Annotated in this window: 17 protein-coding genes; 8 read left to right on the top strand and 9 right to left on the bottom strand. The window is 39.2% G+C overall.

From position 1 onward, the window contains the following. Positions 1-20: 20 nt before the first annotated feature. Complete coding sequence (locus ASU31_RS03620; protein WP_083505260.1) at positions 21-1,418, bottom strand: aldehyde dehydrogenase family protein; 1,398 nt, start codon at positions 1,416-1,418, stop codon at positions 21-23. A gap of 188 nt (positions 1,419-1,606) precedes the next feature. Here ASU31_RS03620 and ASU31_RS03615 point away from each other — a divergent pair, with 188 nt between their 5' ends. The 5 genes from ASU31_RS03615 (at position 1,607) to ASU31_RS03595 (ending at position 6,838) form a co-directional block, all read left to right on the top strand. Next, on the top strand, positions 1,607-2,794 hold the full coding sequence (locus tag ASU31_RS03615; protein ID WP_057931026.1) for a hypothetical protein: 1,188 nt from the start codon (positions 1,607-1,609) through the stop codon (positions 2,792-2,794). A gap of 181 nt (positions 2,795-2,975) precedes the next feature. Then, positions 2,976-5,360: a S9 family peptidase gene (locus ASU31_RS03610; protein WP_057931093.1), complete on the top strand. Its 2,385-nt coding sequence runs from the start codon at positions 2,976-2,978 to the stop codon at positions 5,358-5,360. Positions 5,361-5,634: 274 nt separating this feature from the next. Beyond that, the gene (locus ASU31_RS03605) at positions 5,635-6,267 is read left to right on the top strand and encodes a peroxiredoxin (RefSeq protein WP_025141704.1); all 633 of its coding nucleotides are present in this window, start codon (positions 5,635-5,637) and stop codon (positions 6,265-6,267) included. Between the two features lie 14 nt (positions 6,268-6,281). After that, entirely contained in the window at positions 6,282-6,590 is a 309-nt protein-coding gene (locus ASU31_RS03600; RefSeq protein ID WP_025141703.1) for a thioredoxin family protein, read from the top strand. Further along, the gene (locus tag ASU31_RS03595; RefSeq protein WP_010599336.1) at positions 6,590-6,838 is read left to right on the top strand and encodes a DUF6952 family protein; all 249 of its coding nucleotides are present in this window, start codon (positions 6,590-6,592) and stop codon (positions 6,836-6,838) included. The genes ASU31_RS03600 and ASU31_RS03595 overlap by 1 nt, the downstream gene beginning before the upstream one ends. Positions 6,839-7,727: 889 nt before the next feature. Here ASU31_RS03595 and ASU31_RS03585 read toward each other — a convergent pair. From ASU31_RS03585 to ASU31_RS03565, 5 genes are all read right to left on the bottom strand, one after another. After that, complete coding sequence (locus ASU31_RS03585; protein ID WP_057931024.1) at positions 7,728-10,313, bottom strand: phosphoenolpyruvate carboxylase; 2,586 nt, start codon at positions 10,311-10,313, stop codon at positions 7,728-7,730. Positions 10,314-10,575: 262 nt separating this feature from the next. Beyond that, positions 10,576-12,123 carry a DHA2 family efflux MFS transporter permease subunit gene (locus ASU31_RS03580; RefSeq protein ID WP_057931023.1) on the bottom strand — a complete coding sequence of 516 codons (1,548 nt, stop codon included), beginning with the start codon at positions 12,121-12,123 and terminating at the stop codon, positions 10,576-10,578. A gap of 7 nt (positions 12,124-12,130) precedes the next feature. Next, positions 12,131-13,210: an HlyD family secretion protein gene (locus ASU31_RS03575; protein WP_057931022.1), complete on the bottom strand. Its 1,080-nt coding sequence runs from the start codon at positions 13,208-13,210 to the stop codon at positions 12,131-12,133. 8 nt (positions 13,211-13,218) lie between these two features. After that, on the bottom strand, positions 13,219-14,538 hold the full coding sequence (locus ASU31_RS03570; protein WP_057931021.1) for a TolC family protein: 1,320 nt from the start codon (positions 14,536-14,538) through the stop codon (positions 13,219-13,221). After that, positions 14,535-15,161 carry a TetR/AcrR family transcriptional regulator gene (locus ASU31_RS03565; protein ID WP_057931020.1) on the bottom strand — a complete coding sequence of 209 codons (627 nt, stop codon included), beginning with the start codon at positions 15,159-15,161 and terminating at the stop codon, positions 14,535-14,537. Before ASU31_RS03565 ends, ASU31_RS03570 begins: the two co-directional genes overlap by 4 nt. A 115-nt stretch (positions 15,162-15,276) precedes the next feature. Between ASU31_RS03565 and ASU31_RS03560 the strand changes: the two genes are divergently transcribed. The 3 genes from ASU31_RS03560 (at position 15,277) to ASU31_RS03550 (ending at position 18,741) form a co-directional block, all read left to right on the top strand. After that, the gene (locus ASU31_RS03560; protein WP_057931019.1) at positions 15,277-17,781 is read left to right on the top strand and encodes a bifunctional glycoside hydrolase family 9 protein/polysaccharide deacetylase; all 2,505 of its coding nucleotides are present in this window, start codon (positions 15,277-15,279) and stop codon (positions 17,779-17,781) included. Positions 17,782-17,853: 72 nt separating this feature from the next. Beyond that, on the top strand, positions 17,854-18,039 hold the full coding sequence (locus ASU31_RS03555; protein ID WP_025141696.1) for a hypothetical protein: 186 nt from the start codon (positions 17,854-17,856) through the stop codon (positions 18,037-18,039). Positions 18,040-18,171: 132 nt separating this feature from the next. Continuing rightward, positions 18,172-18,741, top strand: coding sequence for a DUF2911 domain-containing protein (locus ASU31_RS03550; protein WP_057931092.1), 570 nt, complete (start codon positions 18,172-18,174; stop codon positions 18,739-18,741). Positions 18,742-18,828: 87 nt separating this feature from the next. Here the strand turns inward: ASU31_RS03550 and ASU31_RS03545 are convergent, their stop codons facing one another. From ASU31_RS03545 to ASU31_RS03535, 3 genes are all read right to left on the bottom strand, one after another. Beyond that, entirely contained in the window at positions 18,829-19,293 is a 465-nt protein-coding gene (locus ASU31_RS03545; protein WP_057931018.1) for a nuclear transport factor 2 family protein, read from the bottom strand. Positions 19,294-19,454: 161 nt separating this feature from the next. Next, positions 19,455-20,963 carry a RagB/SusD family nutrient uptake outer membrane protein gene (locus tag ASU31_RS03540; protein ID WP_057931017.1) on the bottom strand — a complete coding sequence of 503 codons (1,509 nt, stop codon included), beginning with the start codon at positions 20,961-20,963 and terminating at the stop codon, positions 19,455-19,457. Positions 20,964-20,974: 11 nt separating this feature from the next. Continuing rightward, positions 20,975-24,151 carry a SusC/RagA family TonB-linked outer membrane protein gene (locus ASU31_RS03535; RefSeq protein WP_057931016.1) on the bottom strand — a complete coding sequence of 1,059 codons (3,177 nt, stop codon included), beginning with the start codon at positions 24,149-24,151 and terminating at the stop codon, positions 20,975-20,977. Positions 24,152-24,313: the final 162 nt, after the last annotated feature.

Here is a 24,313-nt window from a genome sequence, read left to right as displayed (position 1 = left end):
TGGGCATATAACAGCAAAACCTACATCAATTTCTTTAGCCATTTTAACAAGTTCATTTTTTTTTCGTAAGGCGGATAAATCATTTTGGTCAATCCCAACTTCGACTGGAAAACCACTGCCCTTTCATGCGAAAAAGTTTTGAAACCAAAAATACCATGACAGCTACCTATCCCACTATTGTTAACACCACCAAAAGGCAAATTCGGATTACCGATATGGACCAATACATCATTTACACAGGATCCGCCCGCACTTGTTTCAGTGATAATTTTATTCTGGTTCTGTTTATTGCCCGAGAAAATATAAAGTGCCAAAGGCTTTTCTTTCCTGTTCACCAAATCAATTGCCTCCTGTATATTGTTGTAAGTAATAACGGGCAAAATTGGTCCAAAAATTTCTTCCTGCATGATGCTGCTACCCACGGCTACCGAAGTTAAAAGCGTTGGCGTAATGGTTAAATCTTTTTCGTCAGATTTTCCACCTAAGGCCAATATAGCTCCATCGCGAAGAGCTTCTTCAATCAATTTATTTAAGCGCAGGAACTGTTTTACATTGATGATTTTAGCATAATCATTTTTGTTAATTCCCACTTCATCAAAAAACATTTTCTTAACAGCTTTTTCATAATGCGCTACAAAATCGGCCAGCAAATTATCTTTAATCAGCACATAATCTGGCGCAATGCAAGTTTGTCCGGCATTTACCAATTTGCCCCAGGCTATTTTTTCTGCTGCTTTTTGTAGATCACAGGTTTCATCTACAATAGCAGGCGATTTACCACCAAGCTCTAAGGTAACTGAGCTCAGGTTTTTTGCCGCAGCTTCCATCACCACCTTACCAATTGCTGTGCTTCCGGTAAAAAATATATGGTCAAAAGGAAGTTTTAATAGTGCGGTAGAAACTTCGGCATCACCTTCAAAACAGGCAATTTCTTTTGCATCAAAAGTATTTGAAATTAATTTATTGATCACGGCCGCCGTCGCAGCACTCAATTCAGACGGTTTTAGTATAACACAATTTCCTGCTGCTATCGCAGAAATCAATGGGCTCATGATTAATTGCAATGGATAATTCCATGGCGCAATAATTAGGCAAACACCTTTTGGTTCATAATAGATTTTATTACTGGCAAAAAGATTACTCATGGTTCTGCCTACTGATTTTGGTTTCATCCAGCTACGCAGCTTTTTTATGGCATGATCTATTTCGGCATATGTAAAAAACAGCTCTGTTACAGCAGTTTCGAAGCGGTTTTTGCGCAAGTCACTTTTCAATGCGGCAAATATTTCTTCCTTGGCATTTTCTAATGCCTGTTTAAGCTGCCTTAGTTTTCCAATACGGGTTTTAGCATCCGTTTTTCGCAACTCGAATTTGTATTTTTGCTGTAAATCGAAAACTGATTTTATCTGTTCTTCCATAATTAACAAAGGCTCACAATTTTTACCATAAAAGCAATTTAAGAAAATATAAGGTCGGCGTGGTTATATGAAAATTAAACGGTTAATCGAGCTAGCTAAAAATGATCGTTAAATTTAGTTAAAATGCATCCGTTTCATTAAAAATTCATTCATTTAAAGCATATTGCAGCAAATTTTAATATTCACCGATGAAAAGATTGTTTTTTGTTTTCGCATTCATAATTCCCCTGGTTATACATGCCCAAACCCTAAAAACAGATGTATTGGTTATTGGCAGTGGCGATGCCGCCTATGCCGCATCTTTTCAGTCGTTTAAATCTGGCGTTAAAACCATTCTGCTCACACAAAAGGAACAGCTCGACCTCAAGAAAGTTTCTGAGGGCAGACCTAAAACCGCAGAGGCCTTCTATCAGAATTTCTTAAAAAGAGAAATCGAAAATGCAAAAAGCTTGGAGGCCCCTAAACCAAAGCCAGATAAAAAGAAACCTGTAAAAGTGACGGTTGACAGCACGCAGCTATTAAATGTAATCAATAACGCTCCTTATATCGAAATTAAACGCTCTGGCAGTAGCTGGGAAGTGAAGCTCACCAAAGATAAAAGCATTAGGGCAAAAGTTTTGGTTATGGCCGATAATCCAGAAAAGTTAATGACCGCATTAAAAATTACGGGCTTAAACCCTGCAACTTCAAATCAATTAAATTATAGTGAGAACTTATATAGAACAACAGTAGCAAGTGTTTCGTCCAAAGGGAGCAATTTTTTATCATTATACAGCCTACTCATCCCGAACCAAGAAAACCTTTTATATATTTCTGCCGATCAGTTCGAGATTGGCCCTGCTGCTGGGGCAATCGCAGCCTATGCTGCATTTTTCGACACCAAAACCAGTTTGTCAAATTTAAAAAGGATCCAGGGTGAGTTATTAGCCTATAAACATACGTTAATGCCTTTTGAGGATGTAAAAGCGATTGATTCTAATTGGCTGGCCATCCAAAAAGTGGGTATAACGGGAATCATCAAAGCAGAAATAAAACAGGATAAAGCCTATTTCAATCCTGAAAAAGAAGTTACCTACGATGAAATTAAGCAGCCCATCAAAGATTATTATTACAAGGCCCAGATCTGGTTTGATGATCATCAGAATATTCCCATTAATTTAGAAAACACCACTGCGATGGTTTGTTACGTGGGTAATAAATCGGTTGAGGCAATCAAGACCGACCTGCAAAAAAAGTGGAACAAAAATTATAAGTTTACTTCTAAATATGACCTTAAAAAAGTATTAACCAGAAGAGAATTTGCAGTAATTATCAACGAGTATCTAAAGCCTTTTGATGATGTGAATGTAGATAAAACCGGAGGAGTAATCCGCTAACCTCACCCTATACAAGTTGGTGCAGCTACTTCTGTCTCTCGTATCCCTCTCCTCAAGGAGAGGGAATGAACAGCTTTTGCAATAAAGCACTACCGTTCATAGGGTGAGGTTGTTGTAACATTTCCATTTCCTGCTAAAATTTGCAAGTCCATTCCCTAAATTGCAGCCAAACCTAAAATTCATGAAGAAATATTTACTTTTCCTTTTGCTTTGCACAGGCGAATATGCTTTTGCACAACAATTAGCGCCTTTAACCGTCGAAAAGATAATGCGCGATCCAAAGTGGATGGGCGTTGCGCCAACTAATTTACGTTGGACTGCAGATAGCAAAACCCTGTACTTCAACTGGAACCCTGAAAATAAAGCTAAGGAAGAATTATTTAAAGTTTCGGCAACAGCTACCAAACCCATTAAAGCGGCAGAAAAGGAAGATGAAAAACTATTAAGTTTAAACTATACCTATAATACTGACCGTTCACTCGGTTTAATCGAAAAAAGTGGCGATATCTATTTGCAGAATTTCAAAAACAATAAAGAAACGCGGCTAACCAGTACGCAAGAGCGAGAGAACAGTCCTGTTTTTTTAACCAATGGAAATATCGTTTATCAATTGGGTGATAATCTTTTCGAAGTGGATTTAAAATCTGCCGAAACCAAACAGCTCACTAATTTCGTTAAAGGTAAAAAAGCAGGCCGGCCAGAAGCCAGGCCACTTACCGAGCAAGATACATGGCTAAAGGCACAGCAAACCGAATTGTTCGATATCATTAAAAAACGAAATGCTGAGACCAGAAGTGGCGCCCGTGGTGGAAGAGGCCGTTCTGGCGCAACATCTGCAGATTCAAAACCATTAAAAGAGCTTTATACCGAAGATAAATTTTTAAATGGCGTAACCATTAGCCCCGATGGGCATTTTATTACTTATAAGCTAACCACGCCAGCCCAGAATAACCACAGCACCATTGTTCCGAATTATATCACATCATCAGGTTATACCGAAGATATTCCTGGCAGAACAAAGGTTGGAGAAAATGAAAATATTTCGCAGGGCTTTATCTACGATACCCAAAAAGATTCTGTTTATGCCATTCAAACTGCTACCATACCGGGCATTAAAGATCTTCCTGATTACCTTAAAGATTATCCAAAAGAATTGGACTCGCTAAAAAAGAAAAACGCAGACAGGCCTGTAAATTTCTTTGGCCCCATTTGGAACGATAACGGAAGTACGGCAATCGTTGTTGCAACTTCTACCGACAATAAAGACCGCTGGATCTTAAAACTAGATGCATCAACAGGGAATTTTTCTTTAGTAGACCGTCAGCACGATGAAGCCTGGATTGGTGGTCCTGGCATCAGCGGTTTTTACCAAGGTAACACTGGATGGATAGATAATAACCGCTTTTATTACCAAAGCGAAGCTACCGGATACTCACACCTTTATGTAGCTAATGCTGCCTCAGGCGATAAAAAACAACTAACATCTGGCAAATGGGAAGTGCAATCTGTTCAGCTCTCAAAGGATAGAAGTACATTTTATCTTAAAACAAATAAGGAGCACCCAGGAATAACAAACTTCTTTAAAATCAGTGTAAACGGTGGTGAGCTTGTTCAAATTACCACCATGAAAGGCTTAAATGATATCACTCTCTCTCCTGATGAGAAATACATCGCCATTAATTATTCTTTTATGGACAAACCTGGAGAGTTGTATCTTCAGCCAAATAAGGTTGGTGCCAAAGCCGAAAAAATTACACAATCTACCTCTGCCGAATTTAATTCTTACAAGTGGCGTCAACCGGATATGGTAAGCTTTAAAAACCGCTATGGGGCAGATGTTTATGCGAGGGTTTATAAATCCGACAATCCACATCCTAATCACCCTGCGGTAGTTTTTGTTCATGGAGCAGGCTATCTTCAAAATGTGCATTTCGGATGGAGCACCTACTTCCGCGAGTTTATGTTCAATAATTTACTGGCCGATAACGGTTATACCGTAATCGATATCGATTATACCGGGAGTTCTGGTTATGGCCGCGATCACCGTACAGGCATTTACCGCCATATGGGTGGAAAAGATTTAACCGATCAGGTTGATGGCGTTAAGTTTTTAGTAGAGAAATATGGCGTTAACCCGCAGCATGTTGGTTTGTACGGAGGCTCGTACGGTGGTTTTATCACCCTGATGGCCATGTTTAATGAAGCAGATGTTTTTGCCAGTGGTGCTGCTTTACGTTCGGTAACCGACTGGGCACATTATAACCATGGTTATACCTCGAATATTTTAAACGAACCGTTTAACGATCCGATTGCATATAAAAGAAGCTCACCGATCTACTTCGCCGATAAGTTAAAAGGCAACCTTTTAATGGCGCATGGAATGGTTGATGTGAATGTTCATTTTCAGGATATTGTTCGTATTAGTCAACGTTTTATAGAGTTGGGCAAAAACAATTGGGAACTGGCCGTTTACCCTGTTGAAGACCACGGTTTTATCGAGCCTAGCAGCTGGACTGATGAGTATAAAAGGATATTTAAACTGTATGAAAATACGTTGAAGAAGTAGCTTTTAATAAAATTACGTCATCTCGGCTGGAGCGCAGCGGAACGGAGAGATCTTTGAACGATATTTAATTCAAAGATTTCTCCACTACGGTCGAAATGACGATCCTGAAAAGCATTCCTCAATATCAGAATAGAAGTCTATTATATCTTTTTAAATAAATATAGTTTTCGTCTATATCGTTATCAATAAATACAATTAACAATTAGTGAAACAGGGTTGCTTGACATCTGTTTTAGCCTTACCTTTGTGGCACAAAATTAAAGACAAAAAAATTATGGCAATAGTAGGCAAAAAATTCCCGAGTGTTAGTATTGATGCAATGTCAGACATGGGTGATGACTTGAAAATCAATGTATTTGAAGAGGCTGTAAATAAAAATAGCAAAGTGTTATTGTTCTGGTATCCAAAAGACTTTACTTTCGTTTGCCCTACAGAATTACACGCTTTCCAAGCTGCTTTACCTGAGTTTGAAAAAAGAAATACTATTGTAATCGGTGCATCTTGCGATACCAACGAAGTTCACTTCGCATGGTTAAATACACCAAAAGATAACGGCGGTATTGAAGGTGTTACTTACCCGATCTTGGCCGATACACACAGACAATTATCAGGTATCTTAGATATTTTAGATCAGGAAGTTAACTATGATGAAGAAGGAAATGAATCTTTCTCAGGATCTAATGTTTCTTTCAGAGCTACTTACTTAATCGACGAAACTGGTAAAGTTTTCCACGAAAGTGTTAACGATATGCCATTAGGCAGAAACGTTAAAGAATATTTACGTTTAATCGATGCTTATGCTCACGTTCAAAAACATGGCGAAGTTTGTCCTGCAAACTGGGAAGAAGGAAAAGAAGCAATGAATGCGAACAGAACTGGCGTTGCTGAATATTTAGCCGCTAACTAATTAAACAAAACGTTATGTTTTTAGAATTAACAGAAGATAATCTTCAACAATATTTGGCCGATAACTCAAAGGTTATGGTTCAGTATGCTGCATCATGGTGCGGAAACTGCAGAATCATGAAGCCTAAGTTTAAAAAATTGGCTTCAGAAAATGAAGATGTAGCTTTCTTGATTGTTGATGCCGAAAAACTTCCAAACTCACGCAAATTTGCAAACGTTGATAATTTACCAACTTTCGCAGCTTTTGAAGGCGGTAGCTTGGTAGATCAGGTGCAAACCAACAAAGCAGAAGGTTTAATTGAACTATTTAACAAGATAAAGTAATGAAGATTCCGGTTATAAGACAATTATTTCAAAACACCACTCCAGCACAACTGGAAACTACGTTGGAGGTTTTAGAGGCTTTTTGCGAATTTAGAGGTGTTAGCGAACACGAAGTTGATGTTGCGGGCGAAATGATTACCAATATTTGCGGTGCCCTGGAAGTACACCAGATGGTAAGTGAAGGTGCTGCCGAAAAGGACGCATTAAATGCTTTCGGCCAAAAGGTAATGGGTTCGATTGATCGATAATCGTTTTAAAGCTTAATCTTGCTTTTTCAAAATATAATCCCTCGTTGATGAAAATCAGCGAGGGATTTTTGTTTGGTATTCCTTCTACTTCTCGTCATACTGAATTTATTTCAGCATCTTTCCTATTTTTAACAAAACATCCCGCTTAAGTATTATTTATCGTTTTTTTATGGAAAGCAAGGTTCCGTTTCTATCGGTTCTGACAGTCCTGCTTTCCCTGCTGCCGATAGAAAACCTGTGAAACAAGCAAGCATACCATAAGTAAATAAAAACAGATGCTTAAATCGGCATTCGTCCAATCAGGTTTAATTGGCTGGGGCTGCAATCCTAAACAAAGTGGAATGAGCATGACTAAAATTTAATTGATACTTTTAGATTATGAATACGCTACTCAAAATAGGAAAATGATATTGGACAATAATTTTCGGCGGTATCATATTAATGGAATAACGATGATTGCGAATCATGAGCTACTTTTTCACAGGTCTCATATTTCATTACTGCTATTTATTATCCTTTTGTTCTTTCATCGTAACTGGCTATCGTGGCTATTTATGGTTTTATTATGCGTCTATGGCCTTTATGATCTTTTTGTTTACGCTACTATCGCAAGTGTCGCAACGAGAATGGATTTTGGGTTTAACATCTATTTCTTTTGCCGTGAAAAGATCAACATTAAACCTGTTCCTTATTTAGCTAACCTTTCGCCTCTTTTGTTTTACTTCTTTACACTGATCTTTTATTTCACAAAACCTGTTAGAAAAAGATATTTTAACCCAGATAGCTTGAAACATTCTTCTTCATTATAAAAAAAGGTCTGCGAGGACACAGACCTTGGAAATATGTTATAAACCTACAAGGTTTTTGAAACCTTAGGGGTTTGGCTTAATTAAGCTAAATTCCTACCTGCATTTACAATACCAAATACCGTTCTTACTGCAAGCTTTTCTAAAGCATGTTGATCTTTCTCGTTCTGATCGTGTTGCAGTTTCTCTAAAGCGAAATGCTGGATCAATACCAACGGTAAAATAATCTTTTCGCGTGTGGCGATTGACTTTTTATCTACAGGATAATTAGCCATTAATGTTGGCTGTCCGGAGAGTTTTAAAAGCATCTCCTTAGCTAACTCGAATTCGTCGTGTAGTTGAGTCCAAAAAGCGCCAAATTCTTTATCTGCGGCCAAATGCGCTGTAATGGTAAAGTCTGATTTGCTCATACTCATCATACAGTTATCTACAATCGTTTTTAAATAATCAGAATCTTGGTAAACTTTAAGCACTTTATCCCAGTTACCAGCTTTTTCCTGGTTTTTTAAAGCTGTTCCCATTCCATAGAAACCCGGAACATTCTGTTTCAGCATACTCCAGGCGGTAACAAAACTGATGGCCCTTAAATCTTCGAGTTTCATTTCGCCACCACCATTTCTTTTTACCGGGCGACTGCTAATATTGGCTTGTGATAATAGTTTTAAAGGAGACAACTTCTCTAAATAACTCACAAATAATGGGTGCTCGCGCAAGTCGACAAAAGCTTTATAACTTTCTTCGGCCATCTCATCAAGCAAGGTCTTATTTTCAGGATCTAACAGAATATTGTGTTTCTCTTTCAATCCAGAGGTTAATCCGGCGTTGATTAATTGTTCGATATTAAATTCAGCACTTTCTACCGAACCATATTGAGAACTGATGGTTTGCCCCTGAACGGTTAACTGCATGTTCTTGTTCGCAATTTCCTTGCCCATAGAAGCATAAAAACGGTGTGTTTTACCTCCACCACGTGCAGGCGGACCACCACGGCCATCAAAAAACGCCAGCTGAATATTGTGCTTGGCAGAAACCGCAGATAATGATGTTTTTCCGTTAAAAATAGACCAGTTGGCCATTAAGTAACCACCATCTTTGGTGCTGTCAGAATAACCAAGCATAATATCCTGTTTATTTCCACGGCTGGCTAAATGTGCCTTATAGAATGGATTACTATAAAGCGTATCCATAATTGCAGCTGCCCCCTTTAAATCGTTAACGGTTTCAAAAAGCGGCACGAAATCAATAGTCAACGATTCTTTACTCCAGCCATTCCAAAGGAAAAGCTCAATTAATTGCAAAATATCGCTCGCTTGTTGGCAATTACTGATAATAAAACGGTGACAGGCTTTTTCGCCATTACGTCTTTGAATACCTTTAATTTCTTGGATTACTTCAATGGTATCCTTTGTCAGGGCATCGGGCTCACTGGCATAAACAACCGTTGCCTCTTTAAAAGAAATTAAAGCTAATTTCTCTGCTTCGGATAGTTTATCATAATCGGCAGGATACAGCGAAGAAATCGGCTTATTTGCGCGGCAATAGGTATGTACATTTCTCAGCACACGGCTGTCCTGACGAATATCTAACGACGCAAAGTAGTTACCATATAAATCTATCTTGCGGATCAGATCGTTAACCAGATCAACAAACAAACCTTCGTGTTCGGCTAACAATGTTTCTTTAATTTTATTCAGGTTGTCCCTTAGTTCATCAGAAATATCATGAAGCTCACAGGTCTGGTCGAAAGCATTTAGATACAATACGTCGTGCAGTTTTGCGATATTTTCTTCAACACCTCTAAAGGTGATGCGGCGTTTAATTACCCTGAAATCGCGGTAATAACAACGGAAAAGAATCTGACGCAACATTTTAGAAACCTCCAAGGTGGTATCAGCATGAATGTTCGGATTTCCATCTCTATCTCCCCCAGGCCAGAAACCCAGCTCTAAAATTTTCTTGGTCTCCAGGTTGTATTCATCAAGGTTCTGGTCTATCTCTTCCTGAATGTTTGCCGCGGCAAAATAAAATGTATTTTCTAAAAACCAGGCCAGGTTTAATGCCTCATCAACCGGTGTTGGCGATTTTTTATTAAAAAATGGCGTTTTACCCAATTGCTGCAATAACGAGTTCATCGAAGTAAGGTCATTATCACGAATGGCCTTGGTTAAATCGGTAATAATGGCCAATACACTTCCAGGGTAAAACTGGGTTGGGTGTGCGGTTAAAACCAAACGAAGCGAAAGTTCGTCAATCAACTTCTCAATTTTTGATAACATCGGTTTGTTATCGGCATTCTTTTTTAAGATGAATGCCAGCGTACTTTGCTCGTCAGTTGTATTTAACTTGGTAAAAGAAGCATCTTCTACAGCATCAAAAAGCACCACCTGACGTTCGATATACTGGATAAAACGGAAAAGCAGGTCAACAATATCCTTAGGGTTGGTATAACTGGTATACTTGGCAAAAAATTCTTCGATAATCTGTGCAGGTTTTTCTCCGTTTGCAATGCCTTCTTCACAGCTCTTAAAAAACAGCGGAAGCAATGTTCCGGTATCTTTAATTTTGTAAAAAGGCAAGGTGAGAAATAAACTGTTAAATAGTTCGAATTTTGAGATTACCTCATTATTAAAAATAGATTCTCGTTGCGTAGTTAAACGAAGTTTAGGCATAGCTTATGCAATAGTTTTGTATACCGTAATACTACAAAAAATGCATAAGGTATTAAAATTCTAAGGCTTACTATTTGGAAAATTGTAGAATAAATTTTAATTTTAGAATCTTATTTGGCCACCATGTGGTTAAGTAAGAACATTTGCAATGTTTAAGGGCATTGCATTGATTGTTAATTTTTTGGGTTAAAACAGCCGATGTAATAATATACACCGGCTGTTTTTGTTTTTTGCCATTTTTTATGGCATTTCTTTGCAAATATTAGTGCACATCGGCAGGAATGTTTGCATTTTTCTTAAACTTTTGAAGATAAAGTAGCGGGATGGAGAACAACATGATCAATCCTGCAACCCAATATGCATCGTCATAAGTAAGTAACATGGTTTGTCTGGTTACAATTCCTTCCATCGCTTTTGCAGCCATAATTTTGGCATCGAACAGCGTTTGTCCTTTTGCCATAAAGCCTTTAATCAAACCGTTAAAACGGTCCACAAATGGTTGGTTATAATCGTTCACATTTGCCAATAAAACACTTCTGTGGAAACCCGAACGGATGTGAATTAATGTAGTTAAAGCTGCGATACCGAATGAACCACCCAATTGACGCATCATATTGTTTAAACCTGAACCCTGACCGATTTCTGGTCCTTTTAAATCTTGAATAGCAAGTGTTGTTAGCGGCACAAACAATAAGGCCATACCCACACCCCTGATTACCAGTGGCCAGAAGAAATCGCCGGTTCCTGATTGTAGCGTCGAATTGCTCAACATCCAACAGAAAATGAAGAATGCCAGCATCCCAAAGGTTGCCATAATCTGTGCCGGAACACCTTTTTTAAGCATAATACCAATAAAAGGCATCATTATAATGGTACATAAACCACCCGGGAACAAGATTTCTCCAGTTTGCAAAGGTGAAAATCCGAGCAAATTCTGACAGAATACCGGAAACACGAACACCGAACCGTATAACCCGAAACCTAAAATGAATGAGGTAAACATACCCACAGAGAAACTTCTGTGTCTCATAATTTTAAAGTTCACAATCGGGTGGTCGGTGGTCATTTCCCGCCATATAAATAGCAGTAAACCAAATACCGAGGCCACGGCCAATGCGGTAATGTATGGTGTTGCGAACCAATCTTCGCTCTCCCCTTTTTCTAATAAAGTTTGTAAACTACCTACTGCAATAGCCAATAATGCGATACCCCACCAATCGACAGGTTGCCCCTGCCCTGATTTCGGGGTTGCCCGAACAAAGGTGTACGTACAGTAGGCCGCGAGTATTCCGACGGGAATATTCACATAAAAGATCCAGGGCCACGAACTGATTTCCAGGATATATCCACCAATGGTTGGCCCAACGGTTGGCCCAACTACTGCACCCAAACCAAATAAGGCAGTTGCAATACCCACATCTTCACGTGGCCAGGTTTCTATTAAAATAGCTTGCGCTGTTGAGATTAAACCACCGCCGGCCAAACCCTGAATAATCCTGAATAAAATAAGTTCATTCAGCGAAGTGGCGTTTCCGCACAAAAACGAAACAAGTGTAAAAACGATGATGGAGGTAAGAAAGTAATTTTTCCTGCCGAATCGGTTACCCAACCAGCCCGACATTGGCAACACGATAACATTCGCTACCGCATAGCCTGTAGAAAGCCAGGCCACATCCTCTAGGGTAGCGCCCAGGTTTCCCTGTATTTGTGGAATTGCCACGTTTACGATAGTCGTATCAATCAGCTCCAATAATGAAGCGGTGATTACCGTAAATGTAATAATCCACTTTTTTAAACCTACTTCGGCCATTTTAATATTATTTAGTAGATACTGATGCTTTAACGCTCATTCCTGGGCGCAACTTAGCCAACAGTTCTTTTGATGGATGAATTTTGATTTTTACTGGAACACGTTGGACAACTTTAACGAAGTTACCGGTAGCATTATCAGGAGGCAATAAAGATCCTTTTGCACCAGTAATTGGAGAGAAATTATATACTTCGCCTTCAATTTTTTCGTCTGGATAAGCATCAACCTCAATTTCTACTTTAGAACCTTCTTTAATTTTCTCTAATTGAGTTTCTTTAAAATTTGCCGTTACATAAATGCTTCCGTCATTCACGATAGAGAATAAAGATTGACCAGCCTGAACCAATTGTCCTTTTTGAACATTCTTTTTAGATACAATACCGGTTGCAGGGGCTTTAATATCGGTATAAGATAATTGAAGTTTTGCAAAATCGATATCACTTTGACGCTGGCTGATTACATTGCTGCTCACTGCCAACTGTGATTGTGTAGTACCAACTTGTTTAACCGCAGCATTATATTGATCTTGCGCTGCGCGATATGCCGCCAGAGCAGATTGTCTGGCCGCTTCTGCAGATTCCTTACTTGCCTTAGCCTGATCGAAAGCCTGTTGTGTGATTGAACCATCTTTCACAAGGTTTTCGTAACGATTGTAATCTTTCTGCGCTAAATTTAATTTAACATTTGCAGCCTCAACATTTGATTTTGCCGCATCAACGTTTGCTTTTGCAGTACCAGTATTTGCCTGGGTAGCCACAATTTGCGATTGCGCCACACCAACACCTGCACTTGCACCTTTCTGACCAGATTCTGCTTGTTCTAATTTAACCTTGTAATCGTTATCATCAAGTTTAACCAAAACCTGATCTGCAGTTACGTGTGTATTTTCTTCAAAATTAATATCCTTAACATAACCGCCAACACGGGCAACAACAGGACTGATATCGCCATCAATCTGAGCATCATCCGTATCTACGTGTTTGCTATAATAATTCCATTCAGTAATCCCGAAGATTATACCTATTACTAGTAAAACACCTAAAATGATGGGTACTACTAAGTTCTTTTTTTTCTTTTCAGTTGTCATTGCTGTATTTATTGCGTTATTTTTCCTGTTGATTTTAATAAGGTATAGTAAGCCAAACCTGCGTCTGCCTTAGCTATCTCTAAGTTTATTTTTGCCTGGTACAATAAAGTTTCTGCATCAATACGATCGGTAACCGAAGCCACATTGTTTTTATATTTAGATGCCAACAACTTATCGTTTTCGGTTGCTTGTGCAATTGAGGTTTCCAATACCTGGATTTTGTTCATCGCCACCTGATAACCTTGAAAGTTTTTATTGATATCTGTTTTTACCTGATCAGATAAGATATCTTTCTGAATGGTAATTTCACTTTGCTGAATCTTCGCTTCGCTAACCTTGTTCTTGTTGGTCCAAAGGTTGCCGATATTCCAGGAAACCGTAGCGCCCAAAGTAATTGGCATTAAGTACTGGTTTGTTGGCGGAACAAATTTACCACTTGGATTAATATAATATAGGTTTGCACCAACACCAACTGTAGGCAACGTGTTGGCTTTAATGGTTTTGATGTTATAATCGGCAACTTTGTTTTGCACATCAAGTTGTTTTAGCTCCTGGCGGTTAGCCATTGCCTGCCCGATGTATTCATTTAACGAGCCTGGGGTTTTTAAACCAGCTGTTGGATCTACAATTTTCACTTCGGTATCTTCTGGTAAACCTAATAAGATATCCAGGTTATAATTAATCACTTTTCGGTTGCTCTCGATATCCATCTGTGTTAGCGTAACATTTGCCTGTTGCAATTGGAAACGCAACACATCGTTTTTGGTTACAATACCTTGTTCGAAGAAACGTTGTGCCTGTTTAATCTGTGCTGCAATTGACTCTAAATTCTGGTCAACCACTTTTCTGCTTTGCAGAACCTTATATAGAGAATAATAAGTATTAATTACAGCATAAGTGATTTCTTCTTTGCTTTTATCGGCATCTAAACGCGCAACATCTGCCAGTAATTTGGTCGATTCTTTTGCATATCTTAATTTACCGCCCCCGTACACCAATTCCTGTACTGCTGCTGTTCCCACAAAAGCATCGGCTCTTTTAGGCAAGTGGAAAGACGATTCGCTACCTGGTAATGCAAAAGTAGTGGTTGGTATTTCAGCATGGTTGTACATAAAACTTGCATTTGCGGTAGGCAAAACGTTGTCTTTTACAACCTCCAGCTGCGCAACAGCCTGATCGATTTTGTTTTGAGAAAGTTTTAAGTTTTTACTATTGGCTATGCCAAGTTCTATTGCCTGGTTAATATTTAATTCTTTCGAGCTCTGTGCAAATAAAGCTGCCGGAATTAATGACGCCGCAAGCATTAATCTTATTGATCTGGGTATCATTTTTTTGTTGTTAAATAAACTGTTGTTAGATCTTGTAAGTGAGCGACTGTCCGCTCCTTAATAATTTTTTTATCTTTCGGGTTATTCAAGTCGAAGTTGGAGCATGATATCACCTTATGGGGAGAGATAACAATGTTGGTTATGGTGCCCATAATAGTGGCGATTACCATCCGAACGTCTACCTTGTTAAAGGTCCCATCTTCAATACCATCTGTAATAATGCGATCGATAAGCTGCATGTTGTGGCTCATGGCGTCTTTTATCTTATCATACATTTCTGGCCTTTGGGTTAAAGAAAGCTCTCTGTGCATCATTTTATGAAACGCAGTGTTATTCAGTATCCTATTTACATAGCCCTCTATAACCCTGTGCAATTTTTCTAATGCCGAAATCTTATCTTCATTGATGATTTTTAACTGAGAAGCAAAACCAGCAATACGCTCGTTCATAATCTCCACAAAAACCCCTTCTTTAGAGCCGAAATAATAATTTATCATCGCCATGTTTGCTCCGGATTCCTTAGCAATCTGACGGGTTGAAGTTCCTTCGTACCCGGTCTCGCAAAACAGCTTTTCAGCTGCATCGAGAATGGCTTGTCTTTTATCTACTTTTTCTGTTTTCATTTCTTTTAACGGCACAAAATTAATCAAACGATTGATTAATTTCCAAATGTTTACCTACTTCTTTTACATTATCTTGATAAAACCCTATTTTTAAATGAAATAATCATCCGTTATAATGAAAAATAAGTTCTTTTTAGCCTTAACTTTCTCATTTGTCCTATGGTTCTTATGTTCGTTTATTGGTACGCAGAGAAAAATCCAACAAAGCTGGATCAGAATCAATTTGCTTGGTTACCCCACCGAAAGCATTAAAATTGCAGTATGGGCAAGCAAAACAGGCGAGATTCCAACCCAATTTGAAATTGTAGAAAAGGAAACCAATAAAATTGTTTATACCTCAACCAATATTAAAGGCTTTGGCGGCTATGGTCCTTTTAGCCAAACCGCCCGATTAAATTTTAGTGATTTTAAAAGCGCAGGGAGTTTCTACCTCAGGGCAAATGGTGTTGTTTCTCCCCTGTTATTAATCAATAATAACGTATATAAAGGTGCGGCTGATTTTTGCCTACAATATATGCGGCAGCAACGGAGCGGTTTTAATCCGTATTTAAAAGATAGCTGCCATACCCATGATGGCTTTGTTTTATATGGCGCCAAAGCTGGCATTAAAGACAGTACACATTTTGATGCTTCCGGTGGTTGGCACGATGCCAGCGATTACCTACAATATTCAACTACTTCGGCAAATGCAGCCTATCACCTGCTAATGGCTTATCGCGATTTCCCTCAAGTATTTAGCGACCGGCAACAGGCAAATGGTTTGGATGGAAAAAATGGCCTGGCTGATGTTCTGGACGAAGCTAAATGGGGATTGGATTGGCTGTTGAAAATGCATCCACAAAAAAACATCATGTTTAACCAACTGGCCGATGACCGTGATCACATCAGTATGCGCATTCCAAAAGAAGACAGTCAATACGGAAAAGGTTTTGAGCGCCCGCTCTATTTTATTACCGGCGAAACACAGCAGCGGGGCAAATTTATGAACAACACCACCGGAACCAGCTCTACAGCTGCTAAATTTACGAGTGCTTTTAATTTAGGATCGGTTTTATTTAAAGAGCATGATCAAGCCTATGCCCAAACGCTTACCAAAAAGGCAAAAACCGCTTATAAATTTGCGTTACAAAAACCTGGGGTAACGCAAACTGCATCCGTAAAATCACCTTACATTTATGCTGAAGATAATTGGGTTGATGACATGGAACTGGCCGAAACATCATTCAATTTTGGAAGAGAAAAGATCGACCGAAAGAAAATAGCCCGGGCCTTAAGCTATGCTCAGCAAGAAAGCATCACACCCTGGCTACAAAAAGATACTGCAGCGCATTATCAATATTATCCATTCATCAACCTTGGTCATTACGAAATTGCCAAGCAAGATTCAAAAGATAAAACAGCCATCAGTTATTATCAACAAGGAATTAAGCAAGTTTGGAATCGAGCAAAAAACAATGCCTTTTACCGTGGCGTTCCGTTTATTTGGTGCAGTAATAACTTAACCGTTGCCTTTGCCATACAGTGCAGCTGGTACTCGGCATTAAGTGGCGACAACACCTATACGGAGTTGGAACAGGCTAATTTCGATTGGCTTTTTGGTTGTAATCCTTGGGGAACGAGTATGGTTTACGGCCTGCCTCAATGGGGAGATACGCCAACCGATCCGCACTCGGCTTTTACCCATTTAAAGAATTACCCCATAAACGGCGGATTGGTTGATGGACCTGTTTATACCAATATTTATAAAGGATTAATCGGGATCAAACTCAATGATGTTGATGAATATGCTGACTTTCAGAGCGACCTGGCCGTTTACCATGATGACTATGGCGATTATAGCACTAATGAACCTACAATGGACGGAACAGCATCTCTTATTTATTTATTAGCGGCCAAAGAAGCACGGGCTAAACCCCTACCCGACTATAAAACTTATAGCCTGGGTGCGAACATTCGGGGCGATTCTACCCAAAAGAAAATCTATCTGGTTTTTACGGGTGACGAATATGCTGATGGCGGCGAAAAAATAAGCAGGGTGCTGACACAGGAAAAAGTTAAGGCATCCTTTTTTCTTACCGGAAATTTTTACCGGAACCCTAATTTCCAATCATTGATCAAAAGGCTAAAAAATGATGGACATTACCTGGGTCCGCATTCTGACAAGCATTTATTATACTGCGATTGGAATAAACGCGACAGTCTCCTGGTCACAAAAACAGATTTCGAAACCGATTTAAGAAACAATTATCAGGCAATGGCCAGCTTCGGAATCAACAAAGAAGCAGCAAGCTATTTTTTACCTCCTTACGAATGGTATAACCAAACCATAGCCAACTGGACCAAAGCACAGGGCTTACAATTGATCAATTTCACTCCGGGCACACGATCTAATGCTGATTATACCTACCCCGAAATGGGAAAAAGTTATCAATCGAGCGATGAAATATATCGATCGATTACAACTTTTAACGAAACAAAACCCAGTGGTTTAAACGGTTTTATCCTGTTGTTGCACATCGGTACCGATGCCAGAAGAACGGATAAATTTTATAACAGGCTGGCAGAATTGCTTATTTATCTGAAAAAGGCTGATTATAAATTAGCTAGAATTGATAATTAATTAGAATATTGGGTACAATGACAAATTAAAATTTAAAATAAATATTAACTTTGCCTCCAAATAACAAAAAACATGAGTGTACAAGAGAACAGCAGCAATAATTTCAACTGGTTATATTATGCTTTAGGTTTATTCTTCGGAGTTTTAACTGGAGCAATCATTACACAAAACTACATTTTCGCTTTGTTAGGTGGTGTTTTAGGTTTGTTAACAGCAGGCTTATTTTTAAACGCTATCGTAAAAGGAAGAAAATACTAGTTTTTAGCCCTTTTATACGATTAGATCCTTTTAAGGATTAAAATTAATTCCACAGCACATGAGACCATTATGATTTTACCTATGGCTGTAAAATCATGATTGCTCATCGCTACTGAAAACAAAAACCTACAGATGAAAAATATCTTCATTGTTGTTTTCGCTCTTCTTTGTTTTAGCGCAAAAGCCCAACAGGCCCCTACCGCTGAAGTAAAATTTCCTGTTGCAGACCCAAGTCCTGCAGATATTGTTTATTTTCCGCTTAATGCCCCAAAGGCAAAGGCTGGAGACCCAACAAAACCGGTTGTAAAGATTGTTTATTCGCGCCCACAGAAAAAAGGGCGTGATATTTTTGGCGTTTTAGAACAGTATGGAAACGTTTGGCGTTTTGGTGCCAACGAAAATACAGAAGTTCGTTTCTTCAAAAAAGTAAACATTGGCGGCAGAAAAATCAAAGCAGGTACCTATAGCTTATTCGCCATTCCAAACAAAGATACCTGGACGATTATTGTAAATAGCGAAACCGACAAATGGGGTGCTTTTACTTACAATCAGGCTAAAGATATTGTTCGTGTAAATGTTCCGGTTAAAACCCTGGCTAAACCGATCGAATATTTCTCCCTAACCTTTACAGAGACTACTGGAGGTGCTAATCTGCTTATTGGCTGGGACAGAACGCTGGTAGAATTACCAATTACCTTTTAAATCGAAAAGAAAGAAAAATATAAAGTCCCGGCATAACCGGGACTTTATTATTTAATCGCTTTTTAATTTCCCGCACCTGGGACGGCTTTAATTTGAAACGAGTTTTTTAGCTTCGCTTTCGCTGCCGATAAAAACTTTGTACACCTGGGTGATTTTCCATTCGCCTTCTTTATCTTTCTCAATGATCACAAAGTTTTGTTGTGCGCCATCAAATAATTCGTAATTAATATCTACACGTGCAATTACCAAAGCATCAGTTTCAGAAACGATTGAAGAGCTGATGTTGCAATCTCTTTGAATTACGCCCTCATTTTTCTTCATTTGATTTAACACATCACTTGCTTTATGTTTAACTACCCTTACATCTCTATTCGACGTAAAAATAGCATCCTCGCTTAAAACAGCTCTTAACTTTTTATAGTCAGAATTCATATAGCTGTCCATATAATAATTGATAACCGATTTATGGCTTGCAGTTGGTTTTTCAGCTGCAAAAACATTATTTGTGATTGTAATACCTAGTAATAAAATCACCAAAGCTTTTAGTCTCATAACTATCTGTGTTTTTTATTAAAGGTCGGCTGGAATAAAGAAAAATAATATGCCGATAACACCATAATACCGAGGTAACTAAAATGTGATAAAAAGAAAAGGTTATGTTATCGTTTAATTAAACAAATGATAACATAACCTTTCTTCAGGGCTTTAAATTATTATGGATTTTGCTGTCCGGCCAAGCCAGAATTAGCTTCCATTTCTGCCCTAGGTATTAAAAATTGCCATTTAACATCTCCTGCAGGTATGGTTAACGTACCCGCAACAGAAGCAGAAACATAGTTAGGAACAACCGTTCTATCCAGCGGCAGGTTTAAACGTTTTAAATCTAACCACCTGTGGCCTTCTCCCCAAAGCTCAATTCTTCTGTTAAAAAGAATCTCATTGATTAAGGCCTGTCCTGTATTTACCGAGATTACCGCAGCCGGGTCTCTCTGCTTAACCAGGTTAAATAAGACCGTTCTGGCAGCTGCCTCACTTCCGGGAGTTTTTGCATAAGCTTCAGCTAAAATCAGGTACATTTCTGAGGTCCGCATTAAGGGAACATCGCCTAAAGACGGGCCACCTACTTCTTTAACCGAAAATTTACGGCTCATATAAGGCTGACGGGCAAAATTTGTAGCAGGTAATGGGAAATTTACTGTAGTTGGTACTGGTTCCCACATCTTTTTCCGAACATCTGTAGCTGATATCTGATCGTATAACGCAGAATTAATCCTTTTTGGATTTCCGCGCATAAAGCTTGTATTTGCGTTGTAAGCAATCTGTGCAAAATACGACCCAAATGTATCACCTTGATCTAAGGTTGGCATAGAAGACCATATAAACTCGCCTAGTGTAGCGTTGTTAAAGCCTGCCTGATAATCAGTAACAGACAACAGCGGGTATTGGTTGGCATCCACAATGTCTTTAGCATATTTAATGGCGTTTGGATAATCCTGCATCACCAGGGCTACCCTTGCTCTAATGCCTTTTGCTACCGTAGCGCCTGCGTGGGTCTTATTCGAAGCTGTGGCATTAAGTGCAATAGCTGTTTCTAAGTCGCTAACAATTGCAGCATAAACACTTTCTACGGTTGCCCTTGGTTTATTGGTATCCGTTGAGGCCAATAAAAGTGGCACACCAAGCTGATTGTTCGGTTTTGCTGCCCCATCGTAACGTTTACCAAAAAGCTGTACCAAACCAAAATAAGCGTATCCTCTTAAAGTTAGTGCTTCGGCTTTCACTGTATTTTTATCAACAGCTGCTCCTGAGGCCTGATCAATATTATCGATAATGTAATTCACATTTCCGATAATTCGGTAATAGGTACGGTACATATACGTTAACAAGGTGCTGTTATCGGTACGATGACTAATCCACGATCCCCCATCAGAAGTATACCAATTTGATGAGGATATACCAATATCTTCGCCCATAAAGTCCATGTAAAGCATAATACCACCTACACCGGGTTTGTTTTGCTGCGCATTATCTGGCACAGTTGTAGAGCGCTCAAACATATAGCGGTAAACGCCATTTAAAGCATTTTTTGCATTTGCAGCAGAGGTAAACAAAGCGGAATTATCAACCTGGTCTGTCGGTTTTGTATCGAGATAATCTTTTTTACAGGCCGTAATGCTTAATAGGCTGAAACCTGCAAAAAGTAAATATTTTTTATATTTCATGATCGTAGCTTTTAAAGTGAAACATTGATTCCGAAACTAATCATCCGCGAAGGCACATAATTAGTTGTATTTAAACCCGTAAACGATTCGATCGGATCCATTCCTTTGCGTTTGGATATTAAGCCCAGGTTTTCGCCTGCAGCAAACACCCTAACATTGCTTAAAGTAGCGCCTTTAATCCAACTTTGTGGCAAAGTATAAGAAAGATTTACGTTGCGGAAAGCAACGTAAGAGGCATCAACCAACCAACGGCTTGAGGTACCGTTAAACTGACCGGAACGGCCAATATCCAATCGTGGAATATCGGTAACCTGGCCAGGTGTCATCCATGAGTTTAATGCATCAACATGCAGCGCCGAACCATAGGTGGTAGCCATTAGCCCCTGATAATTCTGATCGTAGAATTTACCTCCTATCTGGTAGGTGATCAGGAATGATAGCCCAAAGTTTTTATAATTAAAAGTGTTGGTAACCGAACCATATAAATCTGGGATGGCCGAACCAGAATAATCAGAACGTGCATTATTAATATCCGTAGTTAAAACACGTCCGTTAACCGTACGAAGATTGGTTGTTACGCCAGCATTAGGCTCAAATAAAGCCGAACCATCTGTTGGATCTACTCCGGCCCATTGGCGCAGATAATAGGCGTAAATGTCGCGCCCAACTTCAAGTCTTTTCGTTCCGCTGGTTACGGTTGGCGTTTCTGCCGGCATTTTGGTGATTTTGTTTTTTAACCAAGACCAATTACTTAACAAGTTCCAGTTGAAGTTTTCAGATTTTAAAATATCGCCGCTTAATTGCAGATCAATACCTGTGTTGTACATAGAACCAATATTGCGACGGATAGATGTGATTGGATCAGACAATGGTTGTGGAACTGCAAACAATAAATTCGATGAGCCACGTTTAAAATACTCAATCTCACCCCTCAGGCGATTTCTAAATAAACCAAAAGCTATTCCGGTATTAAAAGTATTTACCGATTCCCATTTTAACTCTGGCGTTGCAGCTGTGGCCAATAACAAACCTGGTTCGCTACCATTGTTCCAGCCCAATTCGTAAAAAGCCTGATAATTGTAGTAAAGGCTATTGTGTTCAAAAAGGTTTGCGTCAATTAAATTATCATTTCCAACCTCACCATACGAAGCCTTCAAACGTAAATCACTGATCCAATCCATGTTTTTCATGAAATCTTCTTTGTTAACTGCCCATGATGCTCCCGCCGAGAAAAATGTCCCCCATCTTGATTTTGATGATAAACGCGAAGTACCATCGCGACGGATAGAGGCATCTACAAAGTATTTCTCCAGATAATTGTAACCCACCTTACCGAAATAAGATTCTACGCGATAAGTATCTTTATATCCTCCTGCATCACTAGGGGTTACAAAATTCGGGAACTCCGTATTTCCATCCAAAATCTGGCTTTGTTTAGTTGCACTTAACCTGCGCCAATCGTAATCGTAGTTTTCATGTCCGGCCAAAGCATTTACACTATGATTGCCAAATGTTTTGCTGTACGATAATACCTGATTGAATGTATAACTCTGCGTTGGTGTGCTCCGCTTGGTAGATGAACCACCAACGGTACTCCCGTCTCCCACAATGGGGTTTCGGTATTCGCTGCTATACGCATTAATAAAATCAATGCTGAAGGTTGGTTTAAAAGTAAAATCTTTTAAAAATTTAATCTCGGCATATGCTCTACCGTTAAGGGCAAGCCTACGGCTCTGTACATCGTTTAGCAAAGTTTCATAAATTACATTTCGACCGGCTAAAGCACCTTGTGGTCTATTAACAGAACCAGGATTTCCTCCGTAGTCATACCATTGCTCGCCAGTGGTGGTTAAAACCGGATTTCCATTGGCATCATAAGCATGTATTGGATAAATAGGGCCAATAGTTCTGGCAAAATTGAAAACATTCACAAAAGCCGTGGCACTACCTGTTGAGGCATCCTGTGCTAAATTTCCGTTCGATAAACTTCCCGACAGGTTTACCCCTGTTTTAAACCATGGCCGTAATTGTGTATTGGCATTAACGCGAACATTAAACCTTTCGAAGTCGGTCTTAATTAAATAACCATTATCCTTCAGGTAATTCATAGAGAAGTAATAGTCCGTTTTTTCATTTTTTGCACTCGAGTTAACATTAAACTCGGTCCGTTTTCCAACACGCGAGGCCTGCTTAAACCAATCGAAGTCATCGTAACGCAATTGTGCATTAGGGTTCAATTTGCCATCTACACCTACAATCTGGTTGTTTGGCACATTAAAAGGATTATATATCAATTGACCTTGAATGGTATTGGAAGCTTGAGTAGCTGCCGCCGGCTCGCTTATGCCAGTTCCTGTGGCAGGATAAACCAGGCTGTTTTTTAAAGCCTGCCACATTAAAGGATAGTAATCTAATGCTCCAACCCGATCGTATTCTGGTATACCTCTTTTAGAAAAACCTTGACTGTAGCTGGCATTTAATGTTGGCGTACCTGATTTACCCTTTTTTGTAGTAATGATCACCACTCCATTTGCAGCTCTGGAACCGTAAAGTGCTGATGAGGATGCATCTTTTAGCAAAGAAATACTTTCTATGTCGTTGGCATTAATATCGCCAAGCTCGCCATCATAAACTGAACCGTCTAATACAAAAAGAGGGCTATTCGATGCCGATATAGAACCAAATCCACGGATACGGATGGCCGAACTACTGCCCGGTTGGCCATTTCCAGAAGTTGTTACCACTCCAGGCGCAACACCCGATAAAACGTTGGTAACATTCGTAATAATCCGATTATCTAATTGCTTGGCGCTCAAAGTAGCTACAGAGCCTGTAATTGCTTCTTTTTTGCTTGTTCCGTAGGCAACAACAATTACATCCTGCAGATTTTTAGAAGATGAGACCAAACGAATATTTAACGTTTCGCCTGTTATTCTTACCTCCTGCTCGGTGTAACCAACATAGCTTAGCACTAAACTTTGTGCATTTGCTGGTACCGAAATCGAAAAGGTTCCTTGCCCGGTGGTTTGGGTTAATTGTGCGGTCCCTTTTATTTTTATAGATACGCCTGGCAATGGTAAGCCATCATCCGCATCAACCACTTTTCCGGTAATTGTTCTATTTTGCGCTACGGCATTTAAATAAGACAAAACCGTCACCATTAAAATCAATAGTAATTTTTGTTTCATGTTTGGGAATAAATAGTTAGTAATTAATTAGTTCAGTAGGTTCTTAGCAGATGTGCACGTAAACCAAATCAATAAGCAATTTAGGCGCTGTGAAAATCCGAAAATGTGCGAAAATCACCATTCTGGATAGAAGGAGGCTTTAAACGCAAAAAAGCAAACCCC

Origin of the sequence: Pedobacter ginsenosidimutans (assembly GCF_001442625.1) — a bacterium.
GTDB lineage: Bacteria > Bacteroidota > Bacteroidia > Sphingobacteriales > Sphingobacteriaceae > Pedobacter > Pedobacter ginsenosidimutans.
Note: the sequence above shows the minus strand (reverse complement) of the source record. Positions and strands in the feature narration are given on the sequence as shown.